This window comes from Arcanobacterium buesumense, assembly GCF_012563545.1.
Classification (GTDB): Bacteria; Actinomycetota; Actinomycetes; order Actinomycetales; family Actinomycetaceae; genus Arcanobacterium; species Arcanobacterium buesumense.
Genome location: NZ_CP050804.1, coordinates 709678 through 723955 on the forward strand (window position 1 = coordinate 709678; position 14278 = coordinate 723955).

Below are 14278 nucleotides of genomic sequence, written 5' to 3' on the forward strand. Positions count from 1 at the left end.
ATGACGTCTCGATACGAGGAGTTCGAGCAGCTTACGCTTACTGAACGTTTAGCCGCTAGTTATCGCGCGGGAATGGGTAGTGGGCGTGGAGGCGGAGTTGCTGGCCGAAAACTCACAAACTCACGATTAACTTTGACGATTATCGTTATCCTTGCGGTCGCCTTAGTTCTGGGTGCTAGGTTATTTTATCTGCAAGTTGTAGTTGGCCCGCAGCTTTCGCAAACAGCGCGGTCGTTACGCAACCATGCTGAAACATTAGAAGCACGCAGAGGCGATATTGTCGACGTTCATGGTGCAATTTTAGCCACCTCGGTAGAACGTTATAACGTACGTGTTAATCAGGTGGAAATTGCAGATTATCGAGAATACGACGACGATGACAACCTCGTCGGCGTTGGCGCTGCGGCAGCGGCTAAAAAAGTCGCTCCAATCCTTGAGATGGATGAAGCTGAACTTGGAGGTATTTTTCTTGGTGGTGAAGAAAAATACCAATGGGAGCTCGTCAAGCGTGATATTTCGCCTGACACATGGCGTGAAATTAGCCAACTAGGAATTCACGGCATCTACCCAGATCCCTATATGCAACGAGTTTACCCAAATGGCTATGTTGCCGGAAATATTTTGGGATACACCGGAGTAACAGCAGACGATGACACTCTGGCTGGACGCGCCGGTATTGAATCAACCTATAACGAACTTTTAGCTGGAAAGAACGGCGAACTTAAAGTCGAAGTAGGTCCCTCCGGGACTGTCTTTCCACAATCGCCACGTAAAGAAATACCGGCGGTTGACGGCGGTAAAGTACAACTTACTATCGATCGAGATCTGCAATTAGCTACCCAAGAAGCATTAGATAAGTCCGTAAAACGTACCCATGCTGAATGGGGCGCAGCCGTCGTCGTCCAAATTGGAACTGGTCGGATATTAGCGCTCGGTGATTCTTCCGCTCCAGATCCATCAAACCTTGCCAATGTTGACCCAGCTGACTGGAATTCACGAGCAGTCCAAGCAATTGTCGAACCTGGATCAACTGGAAAAGTTATCACGCTTTCTGCCGCTCTCGATAAAGGAGTTGTCACCCCTACAGATACTTTCGTGGTGCCAGATTCGATTACCATGCCAAATGGCGAAGAAATCTCCGATAATGAAAATCACGCCACTGAAACGATGACAGCTGCCGGTATTATTGCGAAATCATACAACACTGGTTTGGTCCAAATTGGTGATCGAATGGATGACGCATACCGATATGATATGCTACGAAAATTTGGAATCGGAGAAAAAACAGGTATTGAACTACCAGGAGAAACTGCCGGTATCCTCAGCTCCTATGACACATGGGATAACCGTACTCACTACACCACAATGTTCGGACAAGCATGGGCTGCGTCCACACTCCAGCTAGGACAAATGATCTCTATTGTGGGAAATGAAGGAGTCAAAGTGCCATTGCACATTGTTGATGGAACGTATGACACAGATGGTAATTTCCAGCCAACAGTAATTGGCGCATCCCAACAAATAGTTTCAGCTGAAGCAGCGCGCACCGCAAATAAAATGCTCCAAGGCGTCACTCGCAAAGATTCTACTGGACAGCTTGCGTCCGTGCCGGGGTTTAATGTGGCTGGCAAAACTGGTACTGCTCAGGTGCCTGACGAAAATGGAAACTTAACCAAACGTGTGGGTACCTTCGTCGGATTATTACCTGCAGAAAACCCGCAAGTTGCCATTGCAGTTGCTATTTATAATGCTGCGGGAGCTGGCTATGGTGGCCAGACAGCCGCGCCTGTTTTTGCTGATATTGGAAAATTTGCGATGCGCTCAATGGGAGTTGCACCGTCCCAAGAACCATTGGTGAAATATCCGTGGACCCAAAGTGAGATGCCATGATTCGTCCGCGCCATGTTTTGTCCCAACCTTTAGGGAAGATCGTTACTGGAGTTGAACAACGGTATGCGAATATTCCTGTCACCGGGGTGACAACCGATAACCGAGCAGTTATTCCAGGAGACATTTTTATCGCCGTTCCCGGAGCTCACGTTCACGGAGCTAAATACGGTGATGCGGCAATGCATGCTGGGGCTGTTGCGATTATTACCGATCGAGAGGGAGCAGACTTTATCAGTGCCGATGTTCCGGTTATTGTCACTGCTCAAGTGAGTGAGAAAATTGGCCAGATAGCCGCCCGGGTGTACGATAACCCGGCGGATAAACTTACCACCTATGCGATTACTGGCACTAACGGTAAAACAACGACCGCTTATATGATCGATCATATTTTGCGTGCCCTGGGCGAAAAAACAGGCCTGATCGGCACAGTGGCTGTTCATATTGCCGGTCACGAAGTTCCTGCTGAGTTAACCACACCCCAGCCTGCAGATTTGCAAGCCATGCTGGCCGCATTGGTAGAACAAGGCGGAACGAGTCTCGTGATGGAAGTATCGTCTCATGCTATTGCACAAGGCCGAACAAATGCGATCTGTTTCTCAGTTGCCGGGTTTACTAATCTGACTCAAGATCATCTCGATTTCCATCACTCGCTGGAAGAGTATTTCGCGGTAAAGTCTCAGTTGTTCACAGCTGAACATTCACATCAAGGCGTAGCTGTGGCGAGCCAGACGTGGGGTGAACAAATTGTGGCCGCTCATCCAGAATATGTTGAGGCCTTAGTCGTAGGAAAAGAGCAACCAGGTGCGTGGATTATGCATCCGGGGGAACATCAAGCGTTTAATTTAACGAGTCCTACTGGTGAGACGATCTCCACCTATACAGATTTACCCGGTGACTTTAACGTCATGAATGCCGCATTAGCCATTGCGATGGTCAATAAGGGCGGTTACCGTCTAGACGATATCGCTCATGCCTTAAAAACACATCATGGGGTTAGTCCAACAGTCCCTGGCCGGATGGAGACCATTAGCTATGCACCCCGTGTAGTTGTTGATTTTGCACATAACGAAGCTGCACTGACTCAGGCAATAACAGCGTTGCGTCCCCAAACAGCTGGCCGCTTGATCGTGATAACTGGTTCGGCTGGAGACCGCGATACAACGAAGCGACCAGCCATGGCGAAAACTGTGGCACAGCATGCTGATGTTTTGATTATCACCGATGATGATCCGCATTCGGAAGATCCAGCTGATATTCGTGCTCAACTTATTTCTGGTATTCCACCCCATGCGACATGGAAAGAGATTGCTGATCGGCGAGTAGCCATTTTGACGGCAATAGCGGAGGCTGAACCGGAAGATACTATACTGATAGCCGGACGTGGGCACGAACGTTTTCAAGATATCGGTGGAACCTTATTTGAGCTTGATGATCGTGAAATCGCCCGTGAAGGAATAGCTAACCGGAGGCCACCCAATGATTGATACTACATTAGAACAAATTGCGGATATTGTGAACGGTAGCTTCGCAGGTACGCAGCCGGCTGGCGAAGAGGTCGTCACCGCAGTAGCAACTGACAATCGCCACATCAAAGGCGGCGAACTATTTGTTGCTATTAAGGGCGAGCGAGTAGATGGAAATCGATTTGCAAAAGCCGCCCTAGAAGCCGGGGCTACTGGAATTCTCACTGCTGATCGAGATGCAGTGTTAGCAAGTGGAGCAGACCCAAACCTAGTTATTATTGTAGCCGATCCAATTATTGCCCTCGGAAAAATAGCTCAATCGCAAGCACATTTGTTGCGTAGTCAAGGCGCACAAAATTTCGAAGTGGTCGGAGTTACTGGGTCAGTTGGCAAAACAACGACGAAGGATTTGCTCGCAGAAATTTTAGGCTGGCGTGGACCAATGATCGCTCCACCAGGCTCATTTAACAATGAACTCGGCTTGCCCTTAACCGTGTTGCGAGCTGATAGCGCGACGTCAACTCTTGTCTTAGAAATGGGGGCCGATCATATCGGAAATCTGAAATATTTAACGGATATTGTTCAGCCAGATATTTCAGTTGTTTTAGCTGTCGCCCGGGCGCATTTAGGTGAATTCGGCGGTATTGAAAACGTCGCTCAAGCTAAAGCTGAACTTGTTACCGGAACCCGAGAAAATGGTATCGTCATCCTAAATCATGACGACGAACGAGTACGTGCGATGGCTATCCACGCCCCCGGAAAGGTTGTCTTTTTCTCTGCTTCAGGGGCACATCAGTCGGGAGTGTGGGCCAGTGATATTGAGATATCTGCCAGTGGTCATGCCTCATTCATCTTGCATTACGGGGACGAAGAAGGACACGTAGATCTGAGTCTCGTAGGTGAACACCATGTGGCTAACGCATTAGCTGCTGCTAGTGTTGGCCTTGTTATGGGGATGACAGTGAATCAATGCGCACAGCTGTTATCCCAGGCACGTGCTGGCAGCCCGCACCGCATGGACGTGTGGCACTGGCGTGGGGCCACCATCATTGACGATTCATACAATGCAAATCCAGATTCGATGCGAGCTGGACTACGGGGTCTAGCTCATGTAGGTCAGGGCAAACGTACAATCGCTGTGCTCGGGCAAATGCTTGAACTCGGAGCAGCATCACATGACGAACATCGATCGATTGGTCAGGTTCTTATTGAGCTTGGAATTGACGTGCTTATCGCCGTCGGACCTGGATTAGAACCCACTGTTACTGCTGCAAAAGACGGCCAAGTGGTGGTCTTTGACGTGCCAGATGTGAGCAAAGCACACCAGTTGCTTGATACTCTTGTTTCAACAGATGACGTAGTCTTACTTAAAGGTTCTAACGGTTCTGGGGTGTGGCAACTCGCAGAGGCTCTAAAGGAGAAAGATCGCTAAATGCTCGCGATTCTTATTGCACTTGGAATATCGCTGATTGTGGCGTTGCTTGGAACACCTTTGTTTATCAAGGTGTTAGAAAAGCGTTCGTACGGTCAGTTTATTCGTGAAGATGGTCCGACCACGCATCTAGTTAAGCGCGGTACACCAACTATGGGCGGTGTCGTAATTATTGGGGCGACGATTACGGGTTGGGCAGTTGCTAACATCGTGATGCAACGTGTACCTCAAGTATCTGGTTTCCTTCTTCTCGGTTTGATGGTCGGAATGGGGATCGTCGGTTTTCTCGACGATTTCATTAAGGTAAGTAAAGAACGATCCTTAGGATTAACTCCGCGTGCAAAGATGCTTGGTTTAGGAACTGTAGGTATCGTCTTTTCTGTTCTAGCCTTACAATTTCGTAACGATATGAATCACACTCCGGGTTCTACCGCAATATCGTTTGTGCGGGATTTGCCGATTAATCTCTCCGCCGGGGGAGCTATCCTTGGTTTAGTCCTATTCGTGTTGTGGACAAACTTCCTTATCACTGCTTGGTCAAATGCTGTTAACCTGACCGATGGTCTTGATGGCTTAGCAGCTGGCGCTTCCATGCTTGCCTTTGGTGCATACACAATTGTTGGAATATGGCAGTATTACCAAACATGTCAGTCTGTTGTGGCCGGCAGTCCAGGATGTTATGACGTTCGTGATCCGCGAGAAATTGCAATTATTTGTGCCGCGATTGTTGGCGCATGCTTTGGCTTTTTATGGCATAACACCTCGCCAGCAGCAATTTTTATGGGAGATACCGGATCGTTGGCACTCGGTGGCGCATTCGCCGGAGTCTCGATTTTAACCCGAACAGAAATTCTCGCGGTTTTTCTTGGCGGACTGTTCGTCATCATCGTCATCTCTGATGTTATCCAAATCGGGATGTTCAAACTCACCGGCAAACGCGTATTCCGGATGGCTCCGCTCCATCATCACTTCGAACTTAAAGGTTGGAAAGAAGTTACGATTGTGGTGCGGTTCTGGCTCATCCAAGGCTTGTTTATTTCCGCGGGTATGTTTTTATTCTATGCAGAATGGTTGGCACATCAGTGACTATGTCTATCCCTGGCGCTCAACAATTTAACTCCCAACGCATTGCGATTCTTGGTCTGGGCGTTTCTGGGGGGGCAGCCCTGAGTGCTCTTGGCCAGCATACTAGTGCAATTCTTGGCGTGTGGGATTCATCGGCTAAGGCTATTGAACAGGTGGATTCAACAATCCTTGACTGTGCAATATCGGATGCCGAGCCAACTAAACTGATTGCCTCTTTACTTGCCTGGCAACCAGATCTAGTTATTATCGCTCCAGGATTTCCCCAGACGGGTATCGAATGGCAAGAATTGCGAAAAACACAGATTCCGGTGTGGTCGGAGATTGAACTTGCTTGGCATTTACGAGCACAAGATGACGATGGACATTTTGCTCCTTGGCTATGTGTGACCGGAACTAACGGTAAGACAACCACTGTGGATATGCTTCAAGCCATGCTTCGTGCTAGTGGTAAGCGGGCTTTAGCTGTGGGTAATGTGGGCACTGCGGCAGTAACAGCAGTTAGCGACCTTTCTGACCAAGCACCAGAAGTGTTTGTATGCGAGCTGTCATCTTTCCAGCTTGCGGCTACGTATTCGATGGAGCCTACCGCCTCTATTGTTCTCAATATCGCTGACGACCACCTTGAATGGCATGGGAATCGTACCGAGTATGCGCGTGCAAAAGCTAATATCTATGAGCGTACTCACCGCGCATGTATCTTCCCAGTAGGGGACAGCAATGTACAAGCAATGGTTGATAATGCAGACGTAGTTGAAGGTGCTCGTGCTATTGGGCTATCGCTGGGAATACCATCGCCTGGCGAATTAGGTTTAGTTGATGATGTGGTTGTGGATAGAGCTTTTGTACGTCAGATGTATTCGCAGGCAGAAGAGCTTTTTACCCTTGCTGATGTTGCGCATTTGGCTCCGCCAAGTTATGACCTCCCAGTGCATATCGTGAAAGATGCCATAGCAGCTGCGGCTTTAGCGCGTGCTATTGATACTCCGTCGTCAGCTATCGCTGCGGGACTTCGTGAGTTTCATGCGGATCGGCATCGAATCGAGTTTGTTGCCGAACACGGTGGTGTTACATATATTGATGATTCGAAAGCGACAAACGCACATGCAGCCCAAGCGTCACTTTTGGTTCAAAAGCCAGCTAATACGGTTTGGATTGTTGGCGGGTTATCAAAAGGTGCACAGTTTGATACGCTCGTTGAACGGGTTGCCGATCGGTTAGCCGGTGTTGTTGTGATCGGCCTTGATCAACGTCCGTGGCGTTCAGCATTAAGCGCGCTCAAAGCGCCCGTAACGTATATTGACGAACAGAGCCAGAATCCAATGCGTGAGGCAGTCACACAGGCAGCTGAGTTAGCTCAACCGGGAAATACTGTTTTGTTAGCACCAGCTTCTGCTTCGCAAGATCAATTTACTAATTATGGCGAACGCGGAGCGATATTTGCTGATATGGTCCGTGAATTGATTGTTACTGGCGGGGAGAAATGATGAGACAGAACGAGCCAGTGGAGGGCTTATCAGCAAAAGATCTGGTGCGTCGTAATGTTATTCTTCAATCTTTGCTTCTGATGATTGCTTCGGCGCTTATGCTGATTACTATTGGTGTTTTCATGGTATTTTCGGCAACAGCCCCGTCGTCGATTTCTGCGGTGTCGCGCGACCCGTCAACTCAACTTTTTGCGGTAGCTTTGCGCCAAACCATTTTTGCGGTATTAGGTATAGTTGGTGCAGGTTTCCTGGCGTTTATTCCGTATAAACTGTTGCAACGAGTTGCGCTACTGCCGTTGCTACTAGGCGTTGTGTTGCAAACTCTTGTTTTACTACAAGATGGTGATGGAGTTGCTGGTAATAACAACTGGCTAAGAATTGGTAACTTTGCTTTGCAGCCCTCAGAGTTTTTAAAACTGGCACTCATTATTTGGCTGGCTATGATGCTGGCTCGGCTAACCGTTGATGAGATTCAACATTACAAAACGATCATTATTCCAGTGCTTGGCTTTGGCGCGTCTATGGGTGTTGTTCTATTAGGCGGTGACGTCGGTACTGCTCTGGTCTTCGTTCTCATTGGGGCAGGAATGTTCTGGCTTGCTGGCTTGCGCAGTGGTCAGCTTGTACCACCAGCGTTTGTCTTCGGTTTTTTAGCAACTATTTTGATTGTTATCCGTCCATCGCGGTTGTATCGTGTGGGTGACTATTTCACTAATTTGTTAACTCTTCCGGACCAAATTACCCCAACTCAGTTAGATTATGCGCTTTTTGCATTCGGCTCTGGTGGGGTGACTGGTGTCGGAATTGGTGCTGGTAAAGAAAAATGGCGTGATTTGGCCGAAGCTCATACTGACTTTATTTTTGCAGTGATTGGCGAAGAGCTTGGAATGATCGGTGCGTTTACTATCATTTTGCTCTTTTTAGCATTGGGATGGTCGCTTATTCGTATTGCTATGAATCACCATGATCGTTATGCTCAATTATTGGCTGTCGGGGCGTTGTTGTGGTTATGCGGCCAAGCTTTCGCCAACATGTGGGTGGTTACCGGACTTTTGCCAGTTTTTGGTGTGCCGTTACCCTTTGTATCTATGGGCGGTTCGTCGATGATGGCGACGGTGTGGATGTTAGGCGCTGTCATAGCTACGACGCTTGACGTTCCGGGGGTGCGTGAAACATTCACTGCGCGCCGTGGATTAGTTCGACAAGCACGTGCTCTAATTCGGAGGAAATCATGACATTACGTGTTGTTTTATGTGGTGGAGGAACTGCTGGGCATGTCAATCCTTTGCTTGCTACGGCACGAGCAATCCGGGAAAGTGATGCGCAGGCACAGATTACTGCGGTAGGAACTGCAGGCGGGCTTGAAAATGATTTAGTCCCATTAGCTGGTTTTGATTTGCGGTTAATTGAACGAGTGCCTTTCCCACGCCGCTTATCGGTGGATGCGTTACGGTTTCCGGTTCATTTTCAGCGAGCAGTTCGCCAAGCGCGGCAGATTCTACGTGATACCCAAGCAACATGTGTTGTCGGTTTTGGCGGCTATGCGGCTACTCCGATGTATTGGGCTGCTCGTCAAGAAAGAATTCCGATTGTGGTTCATGAGGCTAATGCAGTTCCCGGGTTGGCTAATAAATTGGGCGCACGCTGGGCGCAGGTGGTTGGATTGACGTTTCCTTCCACGCCGTTAGTTGCTCGAAAAGGTAGAACGGTGACAGTGGGTTTACCGTTGCGTTCCGAAATTGCGCAATTAGCTACAAGCGATGAAAAAACCCGGCTTCGTCGTCGGCAGGAGGCAGCAGCTCGTTTTGGTCTTGACCCACTCCAGCCTATTATTGTTATTTCTGGAGGGTCTTTGGGAGCTTTGCGGTTAAATGAAACGATGCAAGTTGCTGGGCCTGATTTAAATGCTCAGATTTTACATTTGACCGGAAAAGGCAAGGACGACGACGTGCGTGCTGCTGTAGGAGAGCGCGCGCATTATGTTGTTCTTGATTATTTGACCGATATGGAAGAAGCCTACGCAGTGGCTGATTTGTTAATAGCGCGTTCTGGAGCAGGCATGGTTTCTGAAGCTGCGACATTGGGTATTCCAACTGTTTTCGTGCCGCTACCAATTGGGAATGGCGAACAAGCGCGTAATGCCCGTGATGTGGTTAGTGCCGGTGGCGGCGTGTTGGTAGATAACGCTGATTTTACACCGCAATGGGTTCTTACCCATCTTCCTTCGCTACTTGAACCGGAGCGTCGTTGCATGATGAGCATTGCGGCGAAGTCGGTTGCTCCTTCTGATGCGGCAATGAAGTTGGCACAGTTCGTGGCTGAAATTGTGGAGGCGTAATGAAGTTTCATCTTATTGGTGTTGGCGGGGCAGGGATGAATGTCGTGGCCCGTTTACTCAGCGCAGAAGGCCATGAAGTATCGGGCTCTGACCGTGATTTTTCGGCTGTTTTACAAGAATTAGCAGCGGAAGGAATCACAACCTTTGTGGGGCATAACACCAGTCATGTGCCGCAGGATGCAATTGTTGTGCGTTCGAGTGCTATAAAGAACACTAATCCAGAGTTGGCTATCGCATTTCAACGTGGTCAAGAAGTTTGGCATCGGTCGGAGGCGTTAGCATTTGCCGCCGGTAAACGAGATTTTATTGCTGTTGCTGGAGCGCATGGAAAAACGTCGACGTCGGCAATGATTGCGCGTGCATTATCTGCTTTGGAAGCTTATCCGTCTTGGGCTATTGGAGGCCATCTTGCCGGTGACGAGCCAGGTGGACATCTAGGTTCTGGAACGGTACTTGTTGCGGAGGCTGATGAATCGGACGGATCGTTTTTGAACTATGAACCACGGATTGCATTAGTAACAAATGTTGAACCTGATCATCTTGATCATTATGGTTCTGCCGAAGCTTTTGCACAGGCTTTTGTTAAATTTGCGCAACGGATAAAACCGGGTGGGTTGCTGGTATGTTGCACCGATGATCCGGGGGCAGCGCAATTGGCATATGCTGCACGTGCTTTAGGAATTCGCGTTACGACATATGGAATTAAGCCCTTTGAAGGTGACCATTGCTTAATCACCGATATTGTATCGTCTAATGATGCTGTTAGCGCACATGTTATGCGGGGTGAACAACTAGTAAAGATCGCGTTAGCGGTTCCCGGTGAACATATGATGCTTAATGGTGTAGGGGCATGGATAGCATGTTGCGATCTTGGTTTTGCCCCTGAAGATGTCGCACGGGCTCTAGCACATTTCCGCGGTACAGGACGGCGGTTTGAGCTTCGTGGTGAAGTGCGCGGAGTGCGAGTTATTGACGATTATGCTCATCATCCTACGGAGGTTGCTGCCACGCTCAACACGGCACGTTCAGTAAGCCAGGGTGGCGTTAGGGTAGTGTTCCAACCTCATCTTTACTCTCGAACAAAGAATTTTGCCAATGAGTTTGCTCATGCACTTGATCTTGCCGATGAGGTCATCGTTACTTCGGTATATGCAGCTCGTGAAGTACCTGCAGATGGGGTCGAAGGTGATGCTATTGTTCGTTACTCGTCCAAAGCGATATATGAACCAGATATGGTTACAGCGGGTCGTCGCATTGCTTCCCAAGCAGTTCCAGGCGATCTTATTCTGACGATGGGAGCCGGAAGTATTACGACGTTAGTTCCGACGATTTTGAGTGAGCTAGACCGATGAGAACCCCGCGCCGGCCTCGTAAACCGACTCCGCTAGAACAAGCGGCAATACCTGAACGCATGCATGGCGGAGAAGCGAAACCGTATGTAATATCCGATTCAGAGCAAGATTATGTGCCCACTGCCTTAGTAGATTCAGAGGATTTTGCTGCCCAAGAATATGATGACGAGGATGATTATGGGTCCGACGGCGAGGCAGCTTTGGTGGGGGATGAACCCGGTGTTGAGGATGCGTCAGGCGTTAGAAAACCGGTAGAACTCAGCGAACGTTGGCAAGAACGGCAAGCAGAGAAACGCCGCATTCGTCTCAAGCGAGTTATTTCGATCGGCGGGGTGCTGGCTGGGGTTGCTTTGACGGTCTGGATATTTTTGTTTTCCCCGTTATTTTCGTATGAGTTTCATGACAATGATATCCAGGGGCTGACTGAAGATTCTATTGTAGATCGGGCGAAGCTAGCCGATATTTTGCGATCATATAACGGCGAACAGATTTTTCTTTTCGACGATGCTGAATTAGAAGCCTCAGTTATCAATGCTCTTCCTGAGGTATCCAATATATCATCGTCGTATAAGTTTCCGAATTCTCTCACTTTTAATGTTGAAGCTCAGATTCCGGTTGCTTGTATCGTCACTGGCTCTACATGCCAAGCTGTGGCCGAAGATGGCACAAAACTGACTATTCCTGCAGATCAACTCGCTAACTTGCCAAAGATAGGCGATTTACCCGCTGAGCTGGATCAAGAACTTGCGATGTCAGGATTAATGAGTGTGCTTGAGAGTTTGTCTGATGACGCTCGATCCTTGGTTGGCCAGCTTATTATTGATCGGCATCAACTCATTACGTTAACGTTGAGTGATGGCCGTACCGTTGTGTGGGGGACGGCGGAAAAAAATGAGCAAAAGAGCAAGATTCTCATGGCATTACTTGGACAAGGCAGTCATTTTATTGATATTTCTGCACCCTCTGCACCAGTGACAAGTAACTAATTTCGCAACACACCTACGAGAGTCTTGCAACTAGGCCCATAATTCTTTAACTTTTGCGCGAGGTTGGAAGCTTAAAACCTCAAGTTTTACTTGAGGTTTTTTGGAAGGAAACGAGAGATATGTTTAATAGCAATGCAAACATCAAAGTTGTTGGTGTTGGCGGCGGCGGTGTTAATGCCGTTGACCGGATGGTTCAAGATGGGCTAGTCGGTGTCGATTTTGTTGCAGTAAATACTGACAATCAGAGCTTGGCAAAGTCTGAAGCAGAAACTAAGTTGGATATCGGACGCGATATTTCTAACGGTTTGGGAGCCGGGGCGGATCCAACGGTGGGTCGTCGCGCGGCAGAAGAAAATGCAGACACTATCCAAGAAACGCTTAAAGACGCTGATATGGTGTTTGTGACAGCTGGTGAAGGCGGCGGTACTGGAACAGGTGCCGCACCAGTAGTTGCACAAATTGCACGCGATTTAGGCGCGTTAACTATTGGTGTTGTTACTCGTCCATTCACTTTCGAAGGACGTCAACGTGCTAATAATGCCGACTCCGGTATTGCTGCACTGCGTGAGGCAGTCGATACGTTGATCGTTATTCCTAATGATCGACTTTTGCAGATTTCTGAGGAATCGCTGTCGATTATTGAAGCTTACCGGCTAGCAGATCAAGTGCTTCGGTCTGGCGTTCAGGGGATCTCGGATCTTATTACCAAGCCTGGTTTGGTGAATTTGGACTTTGCTGACGTTAAAGCCATTATGAAGGATGCTGGTACAGCATTAATGGGCATTGGTGTGGCTACCGGTGAAGATCGCGCAATGCGGGCTGCTGAGATGGCTATTTCCTCGCCATTGCTTGAAGCTCGGATTGATGGCGCACGCGGAGTCTTACTTGCCTACACCGTTTCGGAAAGCTTTGGTCTACATGAATTAGCACAGGCTTCTGACCTTATTAAGGAATCCGTTGCTGATGACGCCAATATTATTGTCGGTGTTACGATTGACGATAATGTCGGTGATGAAGTGCGACTTACCGTTATTGCAGCCGGTTTCGATCAAGAAAATGACTACCTATTAGCTCAGACTCAGAAACGTGCCCCAGGGGAAGTTCAGCAAGAGCCGCGAGCAAAGCATGTCATGACTGAGCCAGTAGCTCCTCGTGAAGAAGCTGCCCGACCAACCGTTACTGGAACACCTGTTCCGCCTCCGGTTGCTGAACCTGTAGCAACACCGGTGCCACCAGTCGTGCCGGAGCAGCCAACATCTCTTGATGTTCCACCCACTCTTGAAGAAGAGAAGTTTAACCGTCGTCCTGATTTAGATATTCCAGATTTCTTGGTTAACGGTAACTAATTTCTTTTCCGTGTTCCAACCTCAAGGGCTGTAGTGCAGTGGTGCATTACAGCCCTTGTAGATTTGTGGCCACTAATGAATTACATAGCTAAAATGTCTAGGAGATGCCTATGAGTACTGTGCATAATTTGGGATCGAGTATTTCATATATGTTTACGACCATTGAGGGTGGTGTTTCGTGTCCGCCGTATAGTGAAGCTAACCTTGGTTTCCATGTCGGCGATGATCCTATTTCAGTAGCTGAAAATCGGCAGATTTTGTCGCGAAAGATTAATACTGAGCTTGTGTGGATGAATCAGGTTCACGGTTGTGATATTCGTGTTCTTACTGATTTAACGCTTGTAGAAGTGCCACGCGATCGTTATGGGTTTTTGACTTTAGATAATGTTGATGGGGTGATGTTTGACAGTGATCGTATTCCCGCTACCGGCATAGCCTTAGCTGTCATGGTGGCTGATTGTGTACCGGTGCTCATCGCTGATGTAGTGACTTGTAGAATTGCGGCAGTACACATGGGACGTGCTGGGATGTCTGGCCGGATTTTACATCGTGCTATTTCAATGTTCTTAGAGAGGGGCTCAAATCCCGCTAATCTGCGTATTATTTTTGGTCCGCACATTTGTAGTCAATGCTACGAAGTTCCGGAAGAGTTACGTGCACAGATGCCAGTAGCTGCTCGTAGTTATACCCGATGGGGTAGCCCGAGTGTGGATATTGCGGGTGGGGGAATTGCACAAGTGCACGAATTAGGCTGTAGGGCTGAAGTGAGCAACGAGTGTACATATGAAAACGAGCATTATTTTTCTCATCGCCGAGCTATGAAAGAAGACCACCAAACGGGGCGCTTTGCTGGAGTTATCTATATTAAACCTAACGACACGCCAGTAAAATACTAGGATTT

11 protein-coding genes are annotated in these 14278 nt (G+C 48.4%); all 11 read left to right on the forward strand.

Translation table 11 applies throughout. The features are described 5' to 3' along the window. The 11 genes from HC352_RS03185 to HC352_RS03235 all read left to right on the forward strand — a co-directional run bounded on the left by HC352_RS03185 (position 1) and on the right by HC352_RS03235 (position 14273). Complete coding sequence (locus HC352_RS03185; RefSeq protein WP_168917545.1) at positions 1 to 1890, forward strand: peptidoglycan D,D-transpeptidase FtsI family protein; 1890 nt, start codon at positions 1 to 3, stop codon at positions 1888 to 1890. After that, on the forward strand, positions 1887 to 3374 hold the full coding sequence (locus HC352_RS03190) for a UDP-N-acetylmuramoyl-L-alanyl-D-glutamate--2,6-diaminopimelate ligase (RefSeq protein ID WP_168917546.1): 1488 nt from the start codon (positions 1887 to 1889) through the stop codon (positions 3372 to 3374). The genes HC352_RS03185 and HC352_RS03190 overlap by 4 nt, the downstream gene beginning before the upstream one ends. Continuing rightward, positions 3367 to 4785 (forward strand): UDP-N-acetylmuramoyl-tripeptide--D-alanyl-D-alanine ligase, encoded by a 1419-nt coding sequence (locus HC352_RS03195; protein WP_168917547.1) that lies wholly within the window; start codon positions 3367 to 3369, stop codon positions 4783 to 4785. Before HC352_RS03190 ends, HC352_RS03195 begins: the two co-directional genes overlap by 8 nt. Then, positions 4786 to 5871 carry a phospho-N-acetylmuramoyl-pentapeptide-transferase gene (mraY, locus tag HC352_RS03200; protein ID WP_168917548.1) on the forward strand — a complete coding sequence of 362 codons (1086 nt, stop codon included), beginning with the start codon at positions 4786 to 4788 and terminating at the stop codon, positions 5869 to 5871. It begins immediately after the preceding gene. A 2-nt stretch (positions 5872 to 5873) separates the two neighbouring features. After that, on the forward strand, positions 5874 to 7355 hold the full coding sequence (gene murD, locus HC352_RS03205; RefSeq protein WP_168917549.1) for a UDP-N-acetylmuramoyl-L-alanine--D-glutamate ligase: 1482 nt from the start codon (positions 5874 to 5876) through the stop codon (positions 7353 to 7355). Further along, positions 7352 to 8590 carry an FtsW/RodA/SpoVE family cell cycle protein gene (locus HC352_RS03210; RefSeq protein WP_168917550.1) on the forward strand — a complete coding sequence of 413 codons (1239 nt, stop codon included), beginning with the start codon at positions 7352 to 7354 and terminating at the stop codon, positions 8588 to 8590. The genes murD and HC352_RS03210 overlap by 4 nt, the downstream gene beginning before the upstream one ends. Beyond that, entirely contained in the window at positions 8587 to 9693 is a 1107-nt protein-coding gene (murG, locus tag HC352_RS03215) for an undecaprenyldiphospho-muramoylpentapeptide beta-N-acetylglucosaminyltransferase (RefSeq protein WP_168917551.1), read from the forward strand. Before HC352_RS03210 ends, murG begins: the two co-directional genes overlap by 4 nt. After that, complete coding sequence (gene murC / locus HC352_RS03220) at positions 9693 to 11045, forward strand: UDP-N-acetylmuramate--L-alanine ligase (protein ID WP_168917552.1); 1353 nt, start codon at positions 9693 to 9695, stop codon at positions 11043 to 11045. Before murG ends, murC begins: the two co-directional genes overlap by 1 nt. Beyond that, positions 11042 to 12031, forward strand: a complete 990-nt coding sequence (locus tag HC352_RS03225; protein WP_168917553.1) for a cell division protein FtsQ/DivIB — start codon at positions 11042 to 11044, stop codon at positions 12029 to 12031. The genes murC and HC352_RS03225 overlap by 4 nt, the downstream gene beginning before the upstream one ends. Before the next feature lie 119 nt (positions 12032 to 12150). Continuing rightward, the gene (gene ftsZ / locus HC352_RS03230) at positions 12151 to 13377 is read left to right on the forward strand and encodes a cell division protein FtsZ (RefSeq protein ID WP_168917554.1); all 1227 of its coding nucleotides are present in this window, start codon (positions 12151 to 12153) and stop codon (positions 13375 to 13377) included. A gap of 110 nt (positions 13378 to 13487) precedes the next feature. Next, the gene (locus tag HC352_RS03235; RefSeq protein ID WP_168917555.1) at positions 13488 to 14273 is read left to right on the forward strand and encodes a purine nucleoside phosphorylase YfiH/LACC1 family protein; all 786 of its coding nucleotides are present in this window, start codon (positions 13488 to 13490) and stop codon (positions 14271 to 14273) included. Positions 14274 to 14278: the final 5 nt, after the last annotated feature.

Coding starts and splice junctions, on each gene's coding strand:
- HC352_RS03185 (WP_168917545.1), top strand. CDS start 1: ATGACGTCTCGATACGAGGAGTTCGAGCAGCTTACGCTTACTGAACGT.
- HC352_RS03190 (WP_168917546.1), top strand. CDS start 1,887: ATGATTCGTCCGCGCCATGTTTTGTCCCAACCTTTAGGGAAGATCGTT.
- HC352_RS03195 (WP_168917547.1), top strand. CDS start 3,367: ATGATTGATACTACATTAGAACAAATTGCGGATATTGTGAACGGTAGC.
- mraY (WP_168917548.1), top strand. CDS start 4,786: ATGCTCGCGATTCTTATTGCACTTGGAATATCGCTGATTGTGGCGTTG.
- murD (WP_168917549.1), top strand. CDS start 5,874: ATGTCTATCCCTGGCGCTCAACAATTTAACTCCCAACGCATTGCGATT.
- HC352_RS03210 (WP_168917550.1), top strand. CDS start 7,352: ATGATGAGACAGAACGAGCCAGTGGAGGGCTTATCAGCAAAAGATCTG.
- murG (WP_168917551.1), top strand. CDS start 8,587: ATGACATTACGTGTTGTTTTATGTGGTGGAGGAACTGCTGGGCATGTC.
- murC (WP_168917552.1), top strand. CDS start 9,693: ATGAAGTTTCATCTTATTGGTGTTGGCGGGGCAGGGATGAATGTCGTG.
- HC352_RS03225 (WP_168917553.1), top strand. CDS start 11,042: ATGAGAACCCCGCGCCGGCCTCGTAAACCGACTCCGCTAGAACAAGCG.
- ftsZ (WP_168917554.1), top strand. CDS start 12,151: ATGTTTAATAGCAATGCAAACATCAAAGTTGTTGGTGTTGGCGGCGGC.
- HC352_RS03235 (WP_168917555.1), top strand. CDS start 13,488: ATGAGTACTGTGCATAATTTGGGATCGAGTATTTCATATATGTTTACG.